This is a genomic window from Pseudomonas sp. E45-MNA-CIBAN-0222 (assembly GCF_040310405.1).
Classification (GTDB): Bacteria; Pseudomonadota; Gammaproteobacteria; order Pseudomonadales; family Pseudomonadaceae; genus Stutzerimonas; species Stutzerimonas stutzeri_AC.
The window spans coordinates 131,142-151,848 of record NZ_JBEOPU010000003.1 but is presented as its reverse complement, the minus strand read 5'-3'; the positions used below and the strand labels follow the sequence as shown (position 1 = coordinate 151,848).

At 61.4% G+C, this 20,707-nt stretch carries 26 protein-coding genes; 17 read left to right on the top strand and 9 right to left on the bottom strand.

Annotated elements, in window-relative coordinates:
- The first annotated feature begins 82 nt into the window (after positions 1 to 82).
- The 3 genes from AAEZ08_RS06210 to AAEZ08_RS06200 are packed head-to-tail and all read left to right on the top strand — an operon-like array spanning position 83 to position 3,322.
- Positions 83 to 1,798 (top strand): proline--tRNA ligase, encoded by a 1,716-nt coding sequence (locus AAEZ08_RS06210; RefSeq protein WP_102821492.1) that lies wholly within the window; start codon positions 83 to 85, stop codon positions 1,796 to 1,798.
- 9 nt (positions 1,799 to 1,807) lie between these two features.
- On the top strand, positions 1,808 to 2,743 hold the full coding sequence (locus AAEZ08_RS06205) for a hypothetical protein (protein ID WP_003280283.1): 936 nt from the start codon (positions 1,808 to 1,810) through the stop codon (positions 2,741 to 2,743).
- A 6-nt stretch (positions 2,744 to 2,749) separates the two neighbouring features.
- Positions 2,750 to 3,322 carry a transglycosylase SLT domain-containing protein gene (locus AAEZ08_RS06200; RefSeq protein WP_003280281.1) on the top strand — a complete coding sequence of 191 codons (573 nt, stop codon included), beginning with the start codon at positions 2,750 to 2,752 and terminating at the stop codon, positions 3,320 to 3,322.
- 19 nt (positions 3,323 to 3,341) lie between these two features.
- Here the strand turns inward: AAEZ08_RS06200 and AAEZ08_RS06195 are convergent, their stop codons facing one another.
- Positions 3,342 to 3,800, bottom strand: a complete 459-nt coding sequence (locus AAEZ08_RS06195) for a TlpA family protein disulfide reductase (RefSeq protein WP_003280279.1) — start codon at positions 3,798 to 3,800, stop codon at positions 3,342 to 3,344.
- Positions 3,801 to 4,025: 225 nt separating this feature from the next.
- On the opposite strand from AAEZ08_RS06195, the gene AAEZ08_RS06190 reads away from it, so the two are divergent.
- The gene (locus AAEZ08_RS06190) at positions 4,026 to 4,418 is read left to right on the top strand and encodes a hypothetical protein (protein WP_500123922.1); all 393 of its coding nucleotides are present in this window, start codon (positions 4,026 to 4,028) and stop codon (positions 4,416 to 4,418) included.
- 1 nt (position 4,419) lies between these two features.
- Here the strand turns inward: AAEZ08_RS06190 and AAEZ08_RS06185 are convergent, their stop codons facing one another.
- Together AAEZ08_RS06185 and AAEZ08_RS06180 are read right to left on the bottom strand one after the other, a co-directional pair.
- The gene (locus AAEZ08_RS06185; RefSeq protein WP_500123972.1) at positions 4,420 to 4,617 is read right to left on the bottom strand and encodes a hypothetical protein; all 198 of its coding nucleotides are present in this window, start codon (positions 4,615 to 4,617) and stop codon (positions 4,420 to 4,422) included.
- A gap of 147 nt (positions 4,618 to 4,764) precedes the next feature.
- Positions 4,765 to 5,997, bottom strand: a complete 1,233-nt coding sequence (locus tag AAEZ08_RS06180) for a virulence factor BrkB family protein (RefSeq protein ID WP_003280273.1) — start codon at positions 5,995 to 5,997, stop codon at positions 4,765 to 4,767.
- A gap of 166 nt (positions 5,998 to 6,163) precedes the next feature.
- On the opposite strand from AAEZ08_RS06180, the gene arsC reads away from it, so the two are divergent.
- From arsC to AAEZ08_RS06165, 3 genes are read left to right on the top strand one after another with little or no spacing between them, the layout of a single operon-like run.
- A complete protein-coding gene (gene arsC, locus AAEZ08_RS06175) occupies positions 6,164 to 6,517 on the top strand; it encodes an arsenate reductase (glutaredoxin) (RefSeq protein ID WP_181066248.1) in 354 nt (117 codons plus the stop codon).
- Positions 6,514 to 7,119 (top strand): NAD(P)H:quinone oxidoreductase, encoded by a 606-nt coding sequence (gene wrbA / locus AAEZ08_RS06170; RefSeq protein ID WP_058064043.1) that lies wholly within the window; start codon positions 6,514 to 6,516, stop codon positions 7,117 to 7,119. The genes arsC and wrbA overlap by 4 nt, the downstream gene beginning before the upstream one ends.
- Complete coding sequence (locus tag AAEZ08_RS06165) at positions 7,112 to 7,522, top strand: DUF2069 domain-containing protein (protein ID WP_102821494.1); 411 nt, start codon at positions 7,112 to 7,114, stop codon at positions 7,520 to 7,522. Before wrbA ends, AAEZ08_RS06165 begins: the two co-directional genes overlap by 8 nt.
- Positions 7,523 to 7,554: 32 nt before the next feature.
- Here the strand turns inward: AAEZ08_RS06165 and hda are convergent, their stop codons facing one another.
- The 3 genes from hda to AAEZ08_RS06150 form a co-directional block, all read right to left on the bottom strand.
- Entirely contained in the window at positions 7,555 to 8,259 is a 705-nt protein-coding gene (gene hda / locus AAEZ08_RS06160; RefSeq protein ID WP_003280268.1) for a DnaA regulatory inactivator Hda, read from the bottom strand.
- A complete protein-coding gene (locus tag AAEZ08_RS06155) occupies positions 8,256 to 9,353 on the bottom strand; it encodes an AI-2E family transporter (RefSeq protein WP_500123921.1) in 1,098 nt (365 codons plus the stop codon). Before AAEZ08_RS06155 ends, hda begins: the two co-directional genes overlap by 4 nt.
- A 62-nt stretch (positions 9,354 to 9,415) precedes the next feature.
- Positions 9,416 to 10,474: a DUF2066 domain-containing protein gene (locus AAEZ08_RS06150; protein WP_500123920.1), complete on the bottom strand. Its 1,059-nt coding sequence runs from the start codon at positions 10,472 to 10,474 to the stop codon at positions 9,416 to 9,418.
- A 384-nt stretch (positions 10,475 to 10,858) separates the two neighbouring features.
- Between AAEZ08_RS06150 and purM the strand changes: the two genes are divergently transcribed.
- Genes purM through dapC form a run of 5 tightly spaced genes read left to right on the top strand, consistent with a single transcriptional unit; the run spans position 10,859 to position 15,248 of the window.
- Positions 10,859 to 11,917 carry a phosphoribosylformylglycinamidine cyclo-ligase gene (gene purM, locus AAEZ08_RS06145; RefSeq protein ID WP_003280263.1) on the top strand — a complete coding sequence of 353 codons (1,059 nt, stop codon included), beginning with the start codon at positions 10,859 to 10,861 and terminating at the stop codon, positions 11,915 to 11,917.
- Positions 11,917 to 12,561, top strand: coding sequence for a phosphoribosylglycinamide formyltransferase (gene purN, locus AAEZ08_RS06140; protein ID WP_500123919.1), 645 nt, complete (start codon positions 11,917 to 11,919; stop codon positions 12,559 to 12,561). Before purM ends, purN begins: the two co-directional genes overlap by 1 nt.
- An 8-nt stretch (positions 12,562 to 12,569) precedes the next feature.
- The gene (locus AAEZ08_RS06135) at positions 12,570 to 13,280 is read left to right on the top strand and encodes a DUF3108 domain-containing protein (RefSeq protein ID WP_003280258.1); all 711 of its coding nucleotides are present in this window, start codon (positions 12,570 to 12,572) and stop codon (positions 13,278 to 13,280) included.
- A gap of 55 nt (positions 13,281 to 13,335) precedes the next feature.
- Positions 13,336 to 14,001: a COG3650 family protein gene (locus AAEZ08_RS06130; protein WP_102821496.1), complete on the top strand. Its 666-nt coding sequence runs from the start codon at positions 13,336 to 13,338 to the stop codon at positions 13,999 to 14,001.
- A gap of 50 nt (positions 14,002 to 14,051) precedes the next feature.
- Positions 14,052 to 15,248 (top strand): succinyldiaminopimelate transaminase, encoded by a 1,197-nt coding sequence (gene dapC / locus AAEZ08_RS06125; RefSeq protein WP_500123918.1) that lies wholly within the window; start codon positions 14,052 to 14,054, stop codon positions 15,246 to 15,248.
- Positions 15,249 to 15,287: 39 nt separating this feature from the next.
- Here dapC and AAEZ08_RS06120 read toward each other — a convergent pair whose 3' ends face one another.
- Both AAEZ08_RS06120 and AAEZ08_RS06115 read right to left on the bottom strand, forming a co-directional pair.
- Positions 15,288 to 15,449, bottom strand: a complete 162-nt coding sequence (locus AAEZ08_RS06120) for a hypothetical protein (RefSeq protein ID WP_003280254.1) — start codon at positions 15,447 to 15,449, stop codon at positions 15,288 to 15,290.
- Positions 15,450 to 15,462: 13 nt separating this feature from the next.
- Positions 15,463 to 15,708, bottom strand: coding sequence for a hypothetical protein (locus tag AAEZ08_RS06115; RefSeq protein WP_003280253.1), 246 nt, complete (start codon positions 15,706 to 15,708; stop codon positions 15,463 to 15,465).
- A gap of 129 nt (positions 15,709 to 15,837) precedes the next feature.
- On the opposite strand from AAEZ08_RS06115, the gene AAEZ08_RS06110 reads away from it, so the two are divergent.
- The 5 genes from AAEZ08_RS06110 (at position 15,838) to AAEZ08_RS06090 (ending at position 19,411) form a co-directional block, all read left to right on the top strand.
- Positions 15,838 to 16,167: a thioredoxin family protein gene (locus AAEZ08_RS06110; protein ID WP_058064038.1), complete on the top strand. Its 330-nt coding sequence runs from the start codon at positions 15,838 to 15,840 to the stop codon at positions 16,165 to 16,167.
- Positions 16,168 to 16,293: 126 nt separating this feature from the next.
- The gene (locus AAEZ08_RS06105; protein WP_193384583.1) at positions 16,294 to 16,650 is read left to right on the top strand and encodes an ArsC family reductase; all 357 of its coding nucleotides are present in this window, start codon (positions 16,294 to 16,296) and stop codon (positions 16,648 to 16,650) included.
- 42 nt (positions 16,651 to 16,692) lie between these two features.
- Positions 16,693 to 17,727, top strand: coding sequence for a 2,3,4,5-tetrahydropyridine-2,6-dicarboxylate N-succinyltransferase (gene dapD / locus AAEZ08_RS06100; protein WP_014821069.1), 1,035 nt, complete (start codon positions 16,693 to 16,695; stop codon positions 17,725 to 17,727).
- A 74-nt stretch (positions 17,728 to 17,801) separates the two neighbouring features.
- Positions 17,802 to 19,007: an aminotransferase class V-fold PLP-dependent enzyme gene (locus AAEZ08_RS06095; RefSeq protein WP_500123917.1), complete on the top strand. Its 1,206-nt coding sequence runs from the start codon at positions 17,802 to 17,804 to the stop codon at positions 19,005 to 19,007.
- Positions 19,004 to 19,411, top strand: a complete 408-nt coding sequence (locus AAEZ08_RS06090; RefSeq protein ID WP_102821501.1) for a SufE family protein — start codon at positions 19,004 to 19,006, stop codon at positions 19,409 to 19,411. Before AAEZ08_RS06095 ends, AAEZ08_RS06090 begins: the two co-directional genes overlap by 4 nt.
- Positions 19,412 to 19,485: 74 nt before the next feature.
- On the opposite strand, the gene AAEZ08_RS06085 is transcribed toward AAEZ08_RS06090, so the two are convergent.
- On the bottom strand, positions 19,486 to 20,607 hold the full coding sequence (locus AAEZ08_RS06085; protein WP_102821502.1) for a beta-ketoacyl-ACP synthase III: 1,122 nt from the start codon (positions 20,605 to 20,607) through the stop codon (positions 19,486 to 19,488).
- Positions 20,608 to 20,707 lie beyond the last annotated feature (100 nt).

Sequence of the window (20,707 nt, the reverse complement as noted above, 5' to 3'; positions counted from 1 at the left end):
CGTTGTCGATCCTATACGCCGCACCACGCGCACCGTACAATGCGTGGCCAAATTCCAGCCTCTGCAAGGACATAACGGCCACATGCGCACCAGTCAGTTCCTGCTCTCGACCCTCAAAGAAACCCCATCCGACGCGGTTGTCATCAGCCACCAGTTGATGCTGCGCGCCGGGATGATCCGCAAGCTGGCGTCCGGTCTGTACACCTGGCTACCGATGGGGCTACGTGCGCTACGCAAAGCCGAGGCCATCGTTCGCGAGGAAATGAACAAGGCTGGCGCCCTGGAAGTGCTGATGCCAGCGATCCAGCCGGCAGAGTTGTGGCAGGAATCCGGCCGCTGGGAGCAGTATGGCCCTGAGCTGCTGCGCCTGAAGGACCGCCATAACCGCGAATTCTGCGTTGGGCCCACCCACGAAGAGGTCATCACCGACTTGGCGCGCAATGAGCTTCACAGCTACAAGCAGCTGCCGATCAGCTTCTACCAGATTCAGACCAAATTCCGCGACGAGATCCGCCCGCGCTTCGGCCTTATGCGGGGCCGCGAATTCCTGATGAAGGACGCTTACTCCTTCCACCTGTCCCAGGAATCGTTGCAAGAAACCTACGACCGTATGCATGAGGCGTACTGCAACGTCTTCACGCGTCTTGGCCTAGACTTCCGACCCGTGCAAGCGGACACCGGCTCCATCGGCGGTACCGGTTCCCACGAGTTTCACGTACTGGCCGAGTCCGGTGAAGACGACATCGCTTTCAGCGACACCTCTGACTACGCCGCCAACATCGAGAAGGCAGAAGCCATTCCACGGGAAACCGAGCGTGCAGCGGCGAGCGAAGAGCTGCGCCTGGTGGATACGCCCGACGCCAAGACCATCATCGAGCTCGTCGAGCAGTTCGGACTGGCCATCGAAAAAACGGTGAAAACACTGGTGGTACATGGCGTTGAAAAGGGCCAATTGATAGCTCTGATCGTGCGCGGCGACCACGAACTCAACGAAATCAAGGCCGCCAACCTCGAGCAGGTCGCCAGCCCGCTGGTATTTGCCTCGGAAGCGGAAATCCGCGCGGCAATCGGTGCCGGCCCTGGCTCGCTAGGCCCGCTGAACTTGTCGCTCCCCTGCGTGATAGATCGCTCGGTGGCGCTGATGAGCGATTTCGGTGCCGGCGCGAATATCGATGACAAGCATTACTTCGGTTTGAACTGGGAGCGTGACCTGCCGCTGCCGCAGGTGGCTGATCTGCGCAACGTAGTGGCTGGTGATCCGAGCCCGGACGGTCAGGGCAACCTGGTAATCAAGCGCGGCATAGAGGTCGGCCACATTTTCCAGCTGGGCACCAAGTACAGCGAGGCCATGAATTGCCAGGTAATGGGCGAGAACGGTAAGCCAGCCACGCTCATCATGGGCTGCTATGGCATCGGTGTATCACGTGTGGTTGCCGCCGCGATCGAGCAGAACTACGACGACCGCGGCATTCTCTGGCCGGACGCCCTCGCGCCCTTCCAGATTGCCTTGGTACCGATGAAGTACGAAAACGAAGCGGTTCGCGAGGCGACTGACCGACTGTATGCCGAGCTCACCGCAGCCGGATACGAAGTGCTGCTCGACGACCGTGACAAAAAGACCAGTCCAGGCGTCAAATTCGCCGACATGGAGCTGGTCGGCATTCCGCATCGGGTCGTTATCAGCGACCGCGGGCTGGCCGATGGCACCTTGGAATACAAGCACCGCCGCGACGCTCAAGCTCAGCCGATCGCAGCCGCTGAAATTCTCTCCTTCATCAACTCGCGCGCTCATCGCTGATCGGAAAACATGCTCAACCGACATATTGTCGTTTCAACCAGCGCTGCACTTTGTGCGGCGCTGCTTCTGGGTGGCTGCGCCAACCACTTGCCGCAACGCAGCGAGCATGAGGCGCGCACCGAACGCAAACTGCTTGACCACAGCCTGCGCATCGAGCTCGGCGAACCTCAGGTGCTCGAGCTGCCACAGCGCCGCATCCGCGTGCAGGAGCAGAAGACGTTCGAGGTCACCGACTTCGAAGTCACGCGTCGTTATGACCGTTACACGCCCTATCAGCCCTGGCGCGAGCTTTACGAGATCCCCATGGGTGTCGTGGCAGTGGTGGCCGGTGTCGGCGCCAACGTGCTCAACGTGGTGATGCTCGGCAATATTCCCGAAAGTGCAACTCGCGGCTGGATCAGCTATGGCTTCGCGGGCATCAATCCATTCATGAACGTCGAATCCAATGGGCGCTCGCAACAGAATCTGGCCAGCCTCAACGAGCAACGCCGCGATGCGCGACTCGAGTACACCAGCCTGCCCTGGGCCGAGCGTCCGGTGATGGTCGTTGCCGGTCCGCATACACACGAGCTGTCCACGGACCGTCATGGCGTACTTCGGCTGAATCTCCTGGACGGCCCCTTCGCGGATCAGGACATCGCCCAAGTGGGCAAGCTGCAGCTGTCGGTCGAAGATACTCAGGACGGCACTCGCGCCGACGCCACGCTGCTGGTCAGCCACAAGCTGCGCGGCAAGCTACAGGAAGCCCATGACCTGATCTTTGACGACCTAGAGGGTGACGAGGTGGCGCAATGGGTGCATCGCGTTCGACGCCTATCCGAACTGGGCCTGGAAGAAGAAGCCAGCGAGCTCGAGCAAAGCCTGATAGAGCTGACGCGCAACGACCCTGAGTTACAGCAGGAGTTCTTGCAGAGCCTGATCGACAGCAGCGGCGACGGCAACTGACGTCCGATGAAGGCGCGTTATCTTCTTTTCGCGATGCTGCTGGTCAGCATACTTCCAGCAGCAGCCAATATCCGTCAGGCACCCGAACCAGAACTACGCGATTTGATGCAGCGCACCGTTGCCGAAGCGGACAGCTTTCATGACCGCTTCGATGCAGAAGTGTGGCTAGTCGACATGTCCGCACGACTCAAGCGCTACATTCCCGACGCAGGGGAAAGACTATCGCTGCTCAGGTTGGTGCATCGCGAGGCCACTAAGGCCGGCCTGAAGCCAGAGCTGGTATTGGCACTGATCCACGCCGAAAGCCACTTCGACCGCTTTGCCATTTCCAGTGTTGGTGCGCAGGGCATGATGCAGGTGATGCCGTTCTGGAAAGCCGAACTGGGCCGGCCGCAGGACAACCTCACCGATAATGCCACCAATCTCCGCTATGGCTGCACCATCCTCAGCTATTACCTGAAGAAGGAAAAAGGTGACATTAACCGGGCACTGGCGCGCTATAACGGCAGCCTGGGCAAAAACCGGTACCCAGCCAAGGTGATCGGCTTCTGGCAGGACTTCTGGTACGTCAGACCTTAAGGCCGGTTAGCACCCAGCCCTATTCGCCTCTTAACCGGGAGAGATGAGCGAGTATTCCCTCGGCGGTCTGCTCACCGACCAATCGCTCCCGCACAGCGCCCTTCTCGTCCACCAGATAGGTAACCGGCAGCACCTCGCTACGCGGCAACTGCAGGCGCTCGGCAGGGTCATCGGTAAGCACGCGAAAGCGAATCCCAAGCGCTTCTGACGCCTGGACGAGATCCTCGCCGCGCAATTCGTCGAAGTTCACACCAAGCACTTCCAGCCCCTCCTCCGCGTCAGCCAGCGCATTGAGCTCCGGTATTTCGGTCCGACAGGGGCCACACCATTCGGCCCAATAGTTGATCAGTAACCACCGCCCCTGCAGGTGGTCGGTAGTGATTTCGCGCCCATGCTGATCCACGCCCCAGTCCTTTTCACAGCCGGAAAGGAAAAGACAGGCGAAAACAAATAGTGATGATGCGAGCGATTTAACCATGGTCGTTGATCCCCTACACATGGGCAGGAGCATACCGCGTCCATTTCACGAGGGCACGAACGGCAACAGCTGTATCCTGACGAAGTTGCCGCCGGCGCCAAGTAACTGTCGCGTTTTTACCGTTCTGCGAGTCCGGTCACGCGGTGCGGCGTTCAAGTGCACAGTTTTGCCGTAGCGGCACTGCCTATAATTCCGCACCAACCAACGCAAACCAGTAGCGAAGCCATGTCCCAACTCCACGACAAACTGATCGGTATCGTACCCGCGCGCATCGTCGAGCAAGCAGCCATCGCACTCACGACCTATGACGGCCGCGTCGCTGAATTCAACGTTGCAAGTTGGTTGCAGCTGCAGGGGCGCGCTGGCTTATCGGTGTCGCTCGTCGCCAAGTACCGCGATGGCCAACAACAGCGGGAAGCAGCTATTGATCACGGGCGAACCGACGGTGCAGGCAAGATTCTGCTATCAGGGGTCGCTCGGCTGCCGGTCCGCCACAAGATCGAAGATCTTCAGGTGCACTTGCGTGCCACTGCGGCAGTGACAGCAATTACGGTCGAAGAACTGTTCGTACATCCGGTCGAGCCTGTGGTCACAGAGAAGCAAACCGCGCAGGCCTGAGTCAGCCGCCCACCTTCATCGATTTTACCGGCACGCTCTCCAAAACGACTCGCGGGGCATCCCCCGGCGCTTCCGATCGGTCCACCAGCGATTCAGGCCACTGGGCGAACTGCAGACCTGTAAGCCGATTCAATGCCTCAAGCGCAGCATCTGGCGCTCGCTGGTGCAGATATAGAATGGTGCTGCGCTTACCGTTCATCACGCCGTCCTTCTCAACCAACCAAGCTATAGCCAGAAGCGTGCCATTGCCGGATAACGGATGGCACGCCCGCCTACGCTCGTCCTCAGCCATTAGCACGATCGAGCGACCGTCGAAAGCACGGCCACGAGCAGCGCAATCTCTCCCTTACTGACCTTTTTTGTCACCACTTACCTGCAGCCAGTCCGCCAGGCTGCCACCAAACAGATTGGCCTGCTCCTGCTGCAACAACTCCAGGGAACGACGCAGCGTCGGATACCAGGGCTCATCGAGCTGCTCAGGCAGCGCCACCCGCGCTGACAGCGGCCAGGGATTGCAGCGCAGCAGCTGGTCCAGGCTGTAGTGATTGAGGTCACGACAAAGCACCCACCCCCCGCCGCCGGTTCGACAGACCAATTGCTCCTGCTCGAAAAAGCCGAGGATGTCATCCCATTCATCTTCCGGCAGACGCAGACCTACCTTATGCAGATCACGCAGATGCAGCTCGCGGCCCTCCTGCTGACGCTGGTGCAGGTTGCGCAACAGCATCAGCATGACCACCAGACGCGGCAGCGGACGACGGCGCCATTGCTGCGACGATGACAGGCCGCAAACCAGTTCGGCACCGAACAGCACGATCATCCACGACAGATAGACCCACAATAGAAACAGCGGAACCGCTGCAAATGCGCCGTAAATCAGCTGATAGCTTGGGAAATAACTGACATACAGGCCGAACAGTTGCTTCGCCGCCTCGAACAACACGGCGGTGAATACCCCTCCAACTACGGCGTGGCGTAGCGGAACGCGCGTGTTGGGCACCGCTGCGTATATGAGCGTGAAAGCCGCCACGCTCAATAACAGCGGCATGAGCTTTATCAGCGTGCCGACACCAATGAGCGCATATGGCCCCGAAATCAGGGAAAGCGAGGCGATGTAGGTGCTGGTGGCGAAACCTGCGCCAAGCAACAGTGGGCCCAAGCTGAGAATCGCCCAATACAGCAGAAAGCTGGACACGCCCCTTCGCGGCTGTCGTACGCGCCAGATGGTGTTGAAGGCCTTCTCTATGGTCAGCAGCATCATCAATGCCGTGGCCATCAGAAAGCCGACACCGAACCAGGTGAGCTGCCGTGCTTGGGTAGTAAAGGCGAGCAGATACTCCTGGATGGTCGCGCCAGTGGAAGGAATGAAATTGTTGAAGATATAAAACTGAATCTGCTCACCGACCCCCTTGAACGCAGGGATCGCCGAAAGCATGGCGAACGTGACGGTCATCATCGGCACCACGGCGAACAGCGTGGTATAGGTCAAGGCTGCCGCACTGTGAGGCCCCCGATCGGTCAGGAAACGCCTGACCAGGAAACGGCCGAACTCCAACATGTTGTCGATGCGCTGATGCATCCCTTCTCCTTTAAGGGCCGTCGTAAAAATCTGGCGCGACTGCCTTGGCACTCATACGACCTGGCCCAGGCAGCTATACCTGCACCCGATCACCCAAGCAGCACATTCGGCAGGCGCCTCGTTGAGGGTTAGAATGGCCACCTCAACCGGCGAGACGCAACTACAAATGACCGAACTCACGCTGTACCACAATCCTCGCTGCTCCAAATCGCGCGGTGCGCTGGAGCTGCTGGAGGCCCAAGGCCTTACGCCTGAAATCGTGCACTACCTGGAAACGCCGCCCACCGCAGCCGAACTCTGCGCATTGCTGGACAAACTGGAACTCGCTCCCCGGCAACTGCTGCGCACCGGCGAGGACGAGTACAAAGCCCTCAACCTGGCCAATCCAGAGCTGAGCGATGCTGCACTCATCGATGCAATGGTCGAGCACCCGCGCCTCATCGAGCGCCCGATTCTTGTCTCGGGCCACAAAGCAGTGATTGGTCGTCCACCGGAAAAGATCCTGGAGATTCTGCCGTGAGCGCGCCTTATATCCTTGTGCTTTATTACAGCCGCCATGGCGCCACTGCAGAGATGGCCAGGCAAATCGCCCGCGGTGTGGAAATGACCGGCATGGAGGCGCGCCTGCGCACCGTACCCGCCGTTTCCACCGAATGCGAAGCGGTCGCTCCGTCCATTCCCGACTCCGGCGCCTTATATGCGACCCTCGACGACCTGAAGAATTGCACCGGCCTCGCCCTTGGCAGCCCGACGCGCTTCGGCAATATGGCGGCGCCACTGAAGTACTTCCTCGACGGCACCAGCAGCCTGTGGCTCACCGGTGAGCTGGTTGGCAAGCCCGCAGGCGTATTCACCTCGACGTCCAGTCTGCATGGCGGCCAAGAAAGCACGCTGTTATCGATGCTGCTACCGCTGCTGCATCACGGAATGCTGGTGCTCGGCCTGCCCTACAGCGAGAACGCCTTGCTGGAAACCCGTGGCGGCGGCACTCCTTACGGCCCCAGCCATCATGCAGGTGCGGATGGCAAGCGTTCCCTGGACGAGCACGAAATAGCCCTCTGTCGCGCGCTTGGGCAACGCCTGGCTGGCACTGCGCAGCAGCTGGAGAATCACCGTGGCTAAGAAGCGGAAACCGCTGCCCTCCCTGGAATGGCTAGAACCCCGAGTCAAGCTCAGCCGTGCGATCAGCCTCGCCAGCTTCTTCGGCCTGGCCGTGCTATTGGCCGTCTGGAATCTGGTATTTGCCGATTTGCACGGTGCACGCATCTGGGTCGTGCTCAGTATCCAGCTTGTTCCGCTGCTGTTGGTCGCACCGGGCATTGTCACTGGCAGCCCGCGGGCGCACGCCTGGACGTGCTTCATCGTCAACCTGTACTTCATTCAGGGTGTGCTAGCGGCCATCGACCCTGCACGGATGATCTATGGGCTGATGGAGGCGGCGATCAGTCTGACGCTTTTCGTCGCGGCGCTGCTCTATACCCGCTGGTGCTATCAGTACGAACGCAAGACAGCAGGCGAAAGCTAAAGGGAACGCACCGGGCTGGGTGACAATCGGCACTACCAGCCCAGGGTTTCCTTGAGGAAGGGAATGGTCAGCTTGCGCTGCGCCTGCAGAGAAGCCTGATCCAACTGGTCGAGCAGCTCGAAGAGCGCATTCATGCTGCGTGCGCCGCGCGTCAGGATGAAACGACCGACATCGTCCGGTAGATTCAAACCACGGCGCGAAGCACGCAGCTGCAGGGCACGTAACTTGTCCTCGTCGGACAGCTGCTGCAGCTGGAATACCAGCGCCAGACTCAAGCGCGACTTGAGATCGGGGAGCTCAATGGCCAGCTCCCGCGGCGAGGCGTCCGCCGCCAGCAGCAACCGCCGCCCGGCATCGCGCAAACGATTGAACAAATGGAACAGTGCTTCTTCCCAGACTGCGTCACCGGCGATGGCGTCGAGGTCGTCCAGGCACACCAGTTCGCTTTGCTCGAGGTTGTCCAGCAACGCCGGGCCATATTCAGCGACCTCGGCCAGCGGCAGATAGACCGCCAGCTCCCCGCGCTCTTCTACTCGCAGGCAAGCGGCCTGCAGCAGATGACTACGCCCGACGCCGGCCTGCCCCCATAAATAGATAAGCTCGTCGGACCAGCCAGCGGCAGGCGAACACAGTCGCTCAACATAGCCGAGCGCCGCGGCGTTTGCGCCCGGGTAGAAGTTGGCGAAGGTGGCGTCGTCGCGCAGACGGACGCCAAGGGGAAGCTGGATGGGTTTCATGGCTGGCTGGGTGGTTCGGCCGGTGCACCGGCGGGCTCGGCGTAAAGGTCCGAGAGTTTATAGAGATCGTGCGCATGACGCAGCAGAACCATGATCACCGCCGCCACCGGCAGTGCCAGCAGCACGCCAGTAAAGCCAAACAACTGACCGCCCGCGAGCACCGCGAAAATCACCGCTACCGGATGCAGGCCGATACGATCGCCCACCAGCAGCGGCGTCAGCAGCATGCCCTCGAGCATCTGCCCTACCGTGAAGACGGCTGCCACACCCAGCAGCGGATAGGGCGCCAGCCCGAACTGGAAGAACGCAGCTACCACTGCAGCGCCAATACCGACCACGAAGCCCATGTAGGGCACGATGCTGGCGAGGCCGGCCAGCACGCCGATTAACAGGCCCAACTCGAGCCCCACTAAGGTCAGCCCGGAAGCATAGATGATCGCCAACGCCAGCATGACCAGCAACTGGCCACGCAGGAACGCGCCGATCACCTCATGGCATTCGTTCATCAGGCGCACCACCATGCCTTCACGCCGACGCGGCAGCAGGCTGCGCAACTTGAGCATGATCAAATCCCAGTCACGCATCAGATAGAAGCTCACCACAGGTATCAGCAGCAAGTTGCCGAGCCACACCAGCAACGCAAGACCGGAAGCCGTGGCGCGGCTCAGTAACATCCCGAGAACATCGGTCGTGCTACCCAGGTGTGCCGTGAACGCACCCTTGAGCTGATCAAGACGCCAGAAATTATCCTCAAGACCAAACTGAGCCTGCACCCATGGCAGTGCCTGATGCTGCAACCAGTCCAGCGCCAGCGGCGCGAGTTGGTAAAGCCGCACCAGCTGCTTGCCCAGCATTGGCACCAGGACCACAAACATCACTAATAGCAGCAGACTGAACAGCGTGAATACCGCGACCACACCCCAGGTACGCGAAAGCCCCCAGCGCTCCAGCCGATCAACAAACGGATCGCCCAAGTACGCCAGCAGAATTCCGATCAGAAAAGGCGTGAGTATCGGCGTCAGTAGGTACACCAGCCAGGCACACAACAGCAGCCCTGCCAGCCAGAGCCAGCGGTTCGAATTATTCATGGTCATATTGATGCCTTCCTTGCAGGGCAGTCGCCGGAGGAACTAGATAAGAAACTGCAGTGGCGCCATCACCAGCCGTAACGCAGCACCGTGCCGGTCTCGGGCGTTGCGGGAGCATCGGCAGGTTCATCTGCCGTCCCGTCTTGGGACAAAGGCTGCCGGGCATCCAGCGGCTGCTCATCCTCGCTGACTTCGTGCAATCGCGCCAGCGACAGCTGCGCACGCAGCTGCTCAGGACTGGCGTTAACGCGATAGACGAGACGATCACTTTCAACGCGCAGCAGACTACCGCCAAATGGTTCGAGCAGTCGGTCCAGCTCGGCAAAGCGCGCAAAGTCGGCACCGATGATTTCCAGCGTTATGTCCGAAGCAGCACCAGGGGCAACCACATAGCGCGGTGCCAGGTACTGACTGACTGCCAGCATGACCGCATCAGCCAACGCCTCGGAAGTGTCGGCTTTGACCTTGCCGTCGTGCTGACCGTCCTCAAGCCAGACCTTCCATTGCGCCTGCCAACTGGAATCGGCTTCGCTCGCATGCACCGCCAACAGCACGTCCGCGTCGTAGCGCTCGGATGCGTCGCTCAAGACTTGTCGATCGCTCGCGGCGAACGCCTCCGGCGTCGCCAACAGCTGTTCAGAGAGGTCAGCCAGCGGTAGGCGCAGTGGCAGTCCGCGATGCTGAGCGGCGGCCCGCAACGGCGCCGCACTGTCCTGGCCGTCGCCCACCAGTTGCGTACCCTCTACCCGCTCGCTCAACCACCAACCCAGCACCGTCGGCCTGTTCGCCCCCCATAGCGAAACACCAGCGCCGCGCAGGCTGCGCTCAGTAGTACCGGGGTCGAATTCGACCACGATGTGGTCGCCCTCATAGCCGTACTTGCTGATCAGCTGCTGCGGATCCTCGCGCAGTGCAACCACGGCCTTGCTTTTACCTACTTCCGCATCGCCAGTCAGACGCAGGAGCAGCGTGTCGAACGCGCGCTGCAATGCGCCGGCTCGCTCCTCGGCTTGCTGGCCGGAAACAGGCTCGCGCACCTGATACAGGCTCCGGAAAAGCTCTGCCTGACTGGGCAAGGTCACACCCAGTGCGAGGCACAGAACAAGTAAGCGGTAGATAGAGCGCATGATCGATTCTCGCAGGCCACCTGTAACCGGGGCATGAAGTGTGGGGAAATGGTCGCTACACCTTAAACAGCCGGCCAGGGCGCAGCAACTGCCTGTCTCACAGTTGACACGACCGAAGCTGACGTTCGCCGTCGTGCATCACTGCGCTCGGGATGGCCGCTATGCGGCAAGCCTGATAAAATCGCGCGCTTTCCGCAGACCGGTTCCGGCGCTTGTCCGAGCCCGGCATTCAAAACCTAGGCAAAAGCGACGCAGGCGCTGCAACCCCGGCGTTTCGCAAGCGATACCGGTGTTACTACCACCCGCTGGTGATCGTTTTTCACAGGCCCTGAATGCAGCACCTTACCGGTCGACAACCGCACTCCTTTCACAGGTCCGGATTCTATGAGCAAGCAACCCTCCCTCAGCTACAAGGACGCAGGTGTCGACATTGATGCAGGCGAAGCGCTGGTCGAACGCATCAAAAGCGTGGCCAAGCGCACCGCACGACCTGAGGTAATGGGCGGGCTGGGCGGCTTCGGCGCCCTGTGCGAAATCCCTGCTGGCTACAAGCAGCCGGTACTGGTTTCCGGCACTGACGGCGTCGGCACCAAGCTGCGCCTGGCGCTGAATCTGAACAAACATGACAGCATTGGCCAGGATCTGGTCGCCATGTGCGTCAACGACCTGGTGGTCTGCGGCGCCGAGCCCCTGTTCTTCCTCGACTATTACGCCACTGGCAAGCTCAACGTCGACGTAGCCGCTACCGTGGTCACCGGCATTGGCGCTGGTTGCGAACTGGCTGGCTGCTCCCTGGTCGGTGGTGAAACCGCCGAGATGCCGGGCATGTACGAGGGCGAAGACTACGACCTGGCCGGCTTCTGCGTTGGCGTAGTGGAAAAGGCCGAGATCATTGATGGCTCCAAGGTCGCCGCTGGTGACGCACTGATTGCGCTGCCATCCTCCGGCCCGCACTCCAATGGCTACTCGCTGATTCGCAAGATTCTCGAAGTGTCCGGCACCGACATCGAGAACACCCAGCTGGACGGCCAACCGCTAGCCGATCTGCTGATGGCGCCGACACGCATCTACGTCAAACCACTGCTCAAGCTGATCAAGGACACCGGGGCGGTCAAGGCCATGGCCCACATCACTGGCGGCGGCCTACTCGACAATATCCCACGAGTGCTCCCGGACAACGCCCAGGCCGTGATCGACGTCGCCAGCTGGCAGCGCCCGGTGGTGTTCGACTTCCTGCAGGAAAAAGGTAACGTCGACGAACACGAAATGCACCGCGTGCTCAACTGTGGCGTCGGCATGGTCATCTGCATCGCACAGGATCAAGTGGAATCGGTGCTGGCCAGCCTGCGCACGTCTGGTGAAGAGCCCTGGGTGATCGGCGAGATCTCCAGCGCAGCGGAAGGCGCCGAACGAGTCGTGCTGAACAACCTGAAGCAGCACTGATGACCGCGACCTGCAATGTAGTGGTGCTGATTTCAGGCTCCGGCAGCAATCTGCAGGCGCTGATCGACAGTCAGATTGGCAAGGGGGCACGTATTTGCGCCGTAATTGCCAACCGCGCCGATGCGTTCGGACTAATCCGGGCGCAGAACGCAGGCATTCCCACCGCCGTACTCGACCACAAGGCATTCGACGGGCGCGAGTCATTCGACGCCGCGCTGATGGAAGTGGTCGATGGCTATGCGCCGGATCTGGTGATTCTGGCTGGTTTCATGCGCATCCTCACACCAGGTTTCGTACGCCATTACCAAGGCCGCCTGCTGAACATTCACCCGTCGCTCCTGCCCAAGCACAAGGGGCTCGATACCCATCGAAGGGCACTCGAGGCGGGCGATAGCGAACACGGCTGCAGCGTGCATTTCGTGACCGAAGAGCTGGACGGCGGCCCTGTGGTGATCCAGGCCGCACTGCTGGTTGCCCCGGACGATAACCTCGAGTCGCTGACGCGTCGGGTCCATGCCGCAGAGCACCAGATTTATCCGCTGGCCATGCACTGGTTTGCCGAAGGACGCTTGCGCCTCACCGAACAAGGCGCGATGCTGGATGGCGCCACCCTGCCGGCCTCCGGCTATCAGATCAGAATCTAGGAGATAACATGCGTCGCGCCTTGCTGCTCGCTCTAGCCGTGCTGGCCCTGCCGGTCCATGCGCTGGAGCTCAAGCCTTTCTCCGCACGCTACACCGCCGATTGGAAACAGGTGCCGGTCAGCGGTACCGCCCAGCGCAGCCTTGAACAGCTGGACGATGCCAACTGGCGTCTGGATTTCGAGGCATCCATGCTGGTCGCCAGTCTCAACGAGCGCAGCACCTTCCGCACCGAAGGTGACACCTTCCTGCCGCAGAGCTATCGCCTCAAGCGTAGCGGTCTGGGCAAGGGCAAGCGTGTCGAGCATCGCTTCGACTGGGACAACAAGCAGGTCGAGGGCTCTGACCGCGGCGATCCGGTGAAACTGCCGCTGCATCGCGGCCTGCTGGACAAGTCGACCTACCAGCTGGCACTGCAGCACGAAGTAGCGGCCGGCAAGAAGAGCATGAGCTACCAAGTCGTCGACGGCGACGAGATCGAAACCTACGATTTCCGCGTGCTGGGTGAAGAGAAAGTCAGCACCAAGGCCGGCCAAGTAGACGCGATCAAGGTGGAGCGCGTGCGTGATCCGACTCAAAGCAAGCGCGAGACCATCCTCTGGTTCGCCAAGGACTGGGACTACCTGCTGGTCCGCCTGCACCAGATAGAAACCGACGGCAAGGAGTACCAGATCATGCTCGAAGAGGGCAGCGTCGGCGGCAAGACGGTCAAAGGCAACTGAGTCATAGCGGCAGCCGCTGAGGCTGCCGCCTCTCCTCCACCCTCCGAGTTCACCGATGGCCCCTTCACGCCCCCTCCTGATTGCGCTGCTCCTGTCCCTGGCGGGCTGCCAGACACTCTTCGGCGATCGCACCCCGCCCCAAGCGGCAACCGAACGCCTTCAGGGCGAGATTCAGCAAGTCGATGGACAGATGCAGTTTAAGAGCTGCCACGGCCAGCGGACACTGCAATTGCTGAGTAAGGACACTGGGCTGGAGGACGACGCGCAAGCGCTGATGGCCCACGACCAGGACCGTTTGTTCGCCGATCTGCGCGGCACGCTCAGCCAAGCGGGGCCCGAGAGCATTGGCCAGTTTGCGCTGACCCGCGTATACCGCCTGCAACGTGAGGGCCACAGCTGCGACGAGGAGAACTTCAAACACTTGATTCTCCGTGCGAGCGGTCAAGAGCCAGGCTGGATGTTGACCGTGACCACCCGCGGCATGCTGCTCGTACGCCCCGGGCAGTCCCCCGTCGCCCTGCCCTATCTCGAAGAGCAGCTTCCTGGCGGCCAGCTCAGCTTCACCAGCGAAGCTAACGAACAGCGCCTTGACCTCTGGGTGGCGCCCCAGCGTTGCGTCGACAGTGCCAGCGGCACGATCAATCACCTGAGCGCCGAACTGCGCCTCGATGGCCAGACCTTACGCGGCTGCGCCTACTACGGTGGCGCGCGCGACGACTGATCTCACGAATGCGGGGCGTTTGCCGCGCTCATCCTGAAAGAACTGCATCCATGAACAACGCCCTGAATCTGCTGAACCCATATCCCTTCGAAAAATTGCGTGGTCTGCTCGCTGGCGCACAGCCTCCGGCTGACAAGCGCGCCATCGCGCTGTCGATCGGCGAGCCAAAGCACCGCTCGCCGGACTTCGTCGCCCAGGCACTGGCCGACAACCTCGATCAGCTGGCGGTATATCCAACCACGCTTGGGATTCCTGCCCTGCGCGAAGCCATTGCGCGCTGGTGTGAGCAGCGCTTTGGTCTTGCCGCAGAGGCACTGGACCCGGCGCAGCATGTGTTGCCGGTCAACGGTACGCGCGAAGCACTGTTCGCCTTCACCCAGGCCGTGGTGGATCGCGAAGCGAATGGCCTGGTGGTCAGCCCCAACCCGTTCTACCAGATCTACGAAGGCGCCGCCCTGCTCGCCGGCGCGACACCACACTACCTGCCATGCCTCGAGCAGAATGGCTTCAACCCCGACTTCGATGCCGTAACGGCGGACGTCTGGCAGCGCTGCCAGATCCTCTTCCTCTGCTCACCGGGCAACCCGACCGGCGCGCTGGTACCGCTGGAGACGCTGAAAAAGCTGATCGCGCTGGCCGACCAGTATGACTTCGTCATAGCCGCCGACGAATGCTACAGCGAGCTGTACTTCGACGAAGCAAATCCGCCTGCAGGCCTGCTCACCGCATGTGCCGCACTGGGCCGCAACGATTACAAGCGCTGCGTGGTGTTCCATAGCCTGTCGAAGCGCTCGAACCTGCCGGGGCTACGCTCTGGCTTCGTCGCTGGCGATGCCGATATCCTCAAAGCCTTCCTGCTCTACCGCACCTACCACGGCTGCGCCATGCCCGTGCAGACTCAGTTGGCGAGCATTGCCGCATGGAACGACGAAATCCACGTGCGCGCCAACCGCGAGCTATATCGCGCCAAGTTCGATGCAACGCTGGAAATACTTGCCCCAGTTATGGACGTGCAACGCCCGGACGGTGGTTTTTATCTGTGGCCTAAAACGCCGCTGGATGATCAGAAATTTACCCGACAACTGTTCGCCCGCGAGCACGTAACCGTGGTGCCGGGGTCCTACCTGTCACGTGAGATCGACGGTGTTTCGCCTGGCGCCGGCCGCGTTCGCATGGCGCTGGTCGCACCGCTGGCAGAATGCGTCGAAGCAGCGCAGCGCATTCGTCACTTCATCGAAACGCTCTGATAGCTCGCCAGGCAGTCTCGCTGCCCGGCGTGCTCTGCCTCAGGCGACACCGGGCGGGATCGAGTCCTTGCCGTAATCGCGCAGTTTTTCCAGATTCTCAGGCTTCATGTGCTCCGGCAGATCCGGCCTTGGGTGTTCGTCCAGAGGAGCTTTATGCTCCCTGGCATGTGCGTCCTCGCTACGCTTGACGTCATCGCTCATAGCTGCCTCCTGTTCAGATGGCATGTTCTTCCCAGATCAGCTGCCCTTCGTCGCTGACCTCCATAACCTTAGTCAATGCCGCTTCGGCAATCGCGTCGGCTTCCGACGCCAAGTCATAACGACGGCCATCGGCAATCTTGAACACGTGTACGTGCTCATCACTGTCGCGTCGCTTGATGGCGATCACCGCCTCGAACGCATCGTCGGCAGGCACCGCCGAAGAAATCGCCTCGAAATTCTCAAAATGCTTACGTGCCATTAGTCGTCACCTCACCGTTGCGATTGTCATCAATGGACAACACCATCGGCGTAAAAGGTCGAAGTCCCTAGCTGAACCGAGGGTACGGCGGCAGGCTCGAACGTTGAACAGCACTAGGAGAATCCCGCCATGCATATGACCGAGCAGTACACGCAGAACGAACCCAGCCGTGCCGCAGTCGACGCTCTGCAGGGGCCGGTTTTGCTGGAGTTCGGCACAGCCTGGTGCGGCCACTGCCAGGCTGCCCAGGCATTTATCGCCAAGGCGCTGGCCGACCGAACGGGCATCAGTCACTTGAAGATCGAGGACGGCCCGGGCCGCCCGCTGGGGCGCTCCTTCCGCGTCAAGCTTTGGCCGACCCTGATCCTGCTGGAAAACGGCGAAGAGCTGGCGCGGGTGGTGCGCCCGGAGAACGCCCACGCAATCGAGCAGGCATTGGGACAGAAGGGAAAAGGCTGACGACCGGCCAGTCACCAACTACTGCATCAGCGGCATGCTCGGCCTCCATCGTCCGGCGAGGCGTGGCATAATCCGCCGTCCAGTTTTGCAGGAGTCTTGGAGAGTCGTTCTATGTCCGAATCAGATCTGCGGTTGTGCCTATACGGAATCAAAGCCTGCGACACGATGAAAAAGGCCCGTACCTGGCTCGACCAGCACGGACTGAGCTACGACTTCCACGATTACAAGAGCGTCGGCATAGACCGCGCGCACCTGGAAGCCTGGTGCAAAGAACACGGCTGGCAGACCGTTCTCAACCGTGCAGGCACCACCTTCCGCAAGCTGGACGACGCTGCAAAGGCCGATCTTGACCAGGCCCGGGCCATCGAGCTGATGTTGGCCCAACCGTCGATGATCAAACGCCCTGTACTCGACCTGGGCGATAGAACCCTGATCGGCTTCAAGCCTGATCTTTACGCTGCCGCAGTGGCAGCGCCGAACTGATAGCCGCCCAACCGACGGCGCGGCCAACAAAAGGATGATCCTATGTCTGCAACCCTATTCAGCCTCGCCTTTGGCGTAGGCACCCAGAACCGCCAAGGCGACTGGCTGGAAGTCTTCTACGCGCAACCCCTGCTGCAACCTGCCGGCGAGCTGGTAGCTGCCGTCGCCCCGCTGCTCGGCTATGCCGGCGGCAATCAGGCAATCAGCATCACCACCACACAAGCGGCTCAACTGGCCGATGCCCTCAAGCCGCTCGATGCTACTCAGTACGCCCTGCTGACCCGCCTGGCCGAAAGCCAGCGGCCGCTGGTCGCTACGCTGCTCGCCGAAGACGCGCCACTGACCTCGACCCCCGAGGCCTACCTCAAGCTGCACCTGCTCTCCCACCGTCTGGCCAAACCGCATGGTCTGAACCTGACCGGCATCTTCCCACTGCTGCCGAACGTCGCCTGGACCAACCAGGGCGCCGTGGACCTGAGCGAACTGGCCGAGCGTCAGCTGGAAGCGCGCCTGAAGGGCGATCTGCTGGAAGTCTTCTCGGTGGACAAGTTCCCGAAGATGACCGATTACGTGGTTCCGGCCGGCGTACGCATCGCTGACAGCGCGCGCATCCGCCTCGGTGCCTATGTGGGTGAAGGCACCACCGTAATGCACGAGGGCTTCATCAACTTCAACGCCGGTACCGCTGGCCCGGGCATGATCGAAGGCCGCGTCTCCGCCGGCGTATTCGTCGGCAAGGGTTCGGACCTCGGCGGCGGCTGCTCCACCATGGGCACCCTGTCCGGTGGCGGCAACATCGTCATCTCCGTCGGCGAAGGCTGCCTGATCGGCGCGAATGCCGGCATCGGCATCCCGCTGGGCGACCGCAACACCGTGGAGTCGGGCCTGTACATCACGGCCGGAACCAAGGTCAGCCTGCTCGACGACGGCGATCAACTGGTCAAAGTGGTCAAGGCGCGCGAGCTGGCCGGCCAGAGCGACCTGCTGTTCCGCCGCAACTCGCAGACCGGCGCGGTGGAGTGCAAGACCCACAAGTCGGCTATCGAGCTGAACGAGGCGCTGCACGCGCATAACTGAGCAGGAGCAGCGGCAAGCTGCGAGCCATGAGCGCCTGCCTTGCCGCATCCCCTGCAGCTGGAGGTTTGCCGCTTATGGCCCTGTTTTCTCCCTGGCGCGCTGACTTCCCTGCCCTGGCGGTGCTCGAAGCGCAAGGCCAGACCTATCTCGACAGCGCCGCCACGGCTCAGAAGCCGCAGGCGCTGATCGATGCCCTCAGCGGCTACTACACCTGCGGCGCCGCCAATGTGCACCGTGCCCAGCACCAACCTGCCGAACGCGCGACTCGCGCTTACGAAGACTCGCGCATCAAGGTAGCGAAGTGGCTGAATGCGGCTTCGCCCACTGAAATCGTCTTCACTCGTGGTGCGACGGAAGCTTTGAATCTGCTCGCCTACGGGTTGGAACATCTGATCAAGGCCGGTGACGAGATCGTCATCAGCGCCCTTGAGCATCACGCCAACCTGCTGCCCTGGCAGCAGCTGGCCAAACGGCGCAACGCCAGACTGCAGGTGCTACCCATCGATGCCGCCGGCCGCATCGACCTGGCCGCGGCAGCCGCGTTGATCGGGCCGCGAACCCGGCTGCTGGCGGTGAGTCAGCTGTCCAACGTGCTGGGTAGCTGGCAACCGCTGGATGACCTGCTGCACCTGGCCAAGACCCAAGGGGCACTGACCATCGTCGATGGCGCGCAGGGTGTGGTGCACGGTCGTCACGACATGACTACGCTGGGTTGCGATTTCTACGTGCTGTCCAGCCATAAGCTCTACGGGCCGGATGGCGTCGGCGCACTGTACGGCCGCGGCGAATCGCTGCTGCAGCTGCGCCACTGGCAGTTCGGCGGCGAGATGGTACGCATCGCCGACTACCAAAATGCCGAATTCCATGCCGCGCCCCTGGGCTTCGAGGCGGGCACACCGCCGATCTCCGGCGCGATCGGCCTCGGCGCCACGCTGGACTATCTGGCTGGACTCGATGCTGCCGCGGTCGACCGCCACGAACAGACACTGCACGCTCAGCTGCTCGCCGGGCTTGCCGCGAGGAACGGCGTCCGCCTGCTCGGCTCACCGCAGGTTGCGCTGGCCAGCTTCGTTGTCGAAGGCATACATCATTCCGACCTGGGGCACCTTCTCACCGAGCAGGGCATCGCGGTGCGCAGCGGCACTCACTGCGCCATGCCGCTGATGAAGCACCTCGGTCTGGATGGCGCGACACGCGTCTCGCTCGGACTGTACAACGACAGTGCCGACCTCGAGCGCTTCTTCAGCGCCCTGGATCAGGCCCTGGAGTTGCTGCGATGAGCGACTTGCCGCAAGCCGCTTGCGAAGCGCTGGAGGCATTCACTCAGGCATCCGGCTGGGAGCAGCGCGCGCGCCTGCTGATGCTGTGGGGTGAGCGACTGGAACCGTTGGATGAAGATGAACGCAGCGAAACGAATCAGGTATCGGGCTGCGAAAGTCGCGTGTGGCTGGTTGGCGAACGACAAGACGGCTGCTGGCATTTTCGTGCCGCCAGTGATGCCCGACTCATCCGCGGCCTGCTGGCGGTGCTGCTGGCGAGAGTCAATGGCCTGGACGCGGATAAGCTGGCACAGGTGGATATGGCCGACTGGTTCGCCAGCCTGGGGCTGTCACGACAACTGTCACCATCGCGCAGCAACGGCATGAATGCCGTGCTGCAACGAATGTGTGAACTGACCGGCTGATCAGGCCCGCTGCCCGCGGCCGTCATGGTGGGCTGAAGCCCACCCCACGAGCAGCCTACGGCCAGCGCGGACGATCAGCGCTTGCGCAGGATCACGCTTCCGATCGAGTAGCCCGCACCGAAAGAGCTGAGTACACCGAGGGTGCCACTGGGCAAATCGTCCTGGTGCTTGTGGAAGGCGATCACCGAGCCGGCCGAACTGGTATTGGCGTAGGTATCGAGGATCACCGGCGCTTCTTCCTCGGTGGCATCGCGACCCAGCAGGCGACGCACGATCAGGTGGTTCATGTTCAGGTTGGCCTGATGCAGCCAGAAACGCTTCACCGATTCCACAGCGATGTCGTTCTCAGCCAGGTGCTCACCGATCAGCTCCGCCACCATCGGGCAGACTTCCTTGAACACCTTGCGCCCTTCCTGGATGAACAGCTTGTCCGGATCGTTCATGTGCTCTTCGGCGGCACGGTTGAGGAAGCCGAAGTTGTTGCGGATGTTGTTGGAAAATTCGGTCACCAGCTTGGTGCTGATGACGTCCCACTGCTGCGCCGAGGTCGCCAGGTCTTCGCGCTCGATGATTACCGCGGTGCAGGCGTCGCCAAAGATGAAATGGCTGTCACGGTCGCGGAAGTTCATATGCCCGGTACAGATCTCCGGGTTGACCATCAGGATCGCGCGCGCCTGGCCCAGCTTGATGCTGTTGACCGCGTTCTGGATGCCGAAAGTGGCCGACGAGCACGCTACGTTCATATCGAAGCCGAAGCCTTTGATCCCCAGCGCTGCCTGCACTTCGATGGCAACTGCGGGATAGGCGCGCTGCAGGTTGGAACAGGCGACGATCACACCGTCGATGTCCGCAGCAGTCTTGCCGGCACGGGCAAGCGCTTCTTCGGCGGCCTTGACCGACATCTCGCAGAGAATCGACCACTCGTCATTGCTGCGCTCGGGAATGCGCGGAACCATGCGCTCGGGATCGAGGATGCCGGCCTTGTCGGTGACATAGCGGCTTTTGATCCCGGAAGCTTTCTCGATGAAGGCGGAACTGGACTCCGGCAGCGGCTGGATCTCGCCGGCCTCGATGGCAGCGGCATTCTCGCTGTTGTAGCGATGAACGTAGGTATTGAAGGACTCCACCAGTTCATCGTTGGTGATACTGCTGGCAGGGGTGTAAAGGCCGGTACCGCTGATGACGACGTTATACACGGTCGTTCCTCTCAAATATGGCTCAAATATGGCTTGATCGTTCTGACGATGGGACGGTGCAGCAACAGGACTCGGCCAGTCACGATCATTCCAGCGCCTT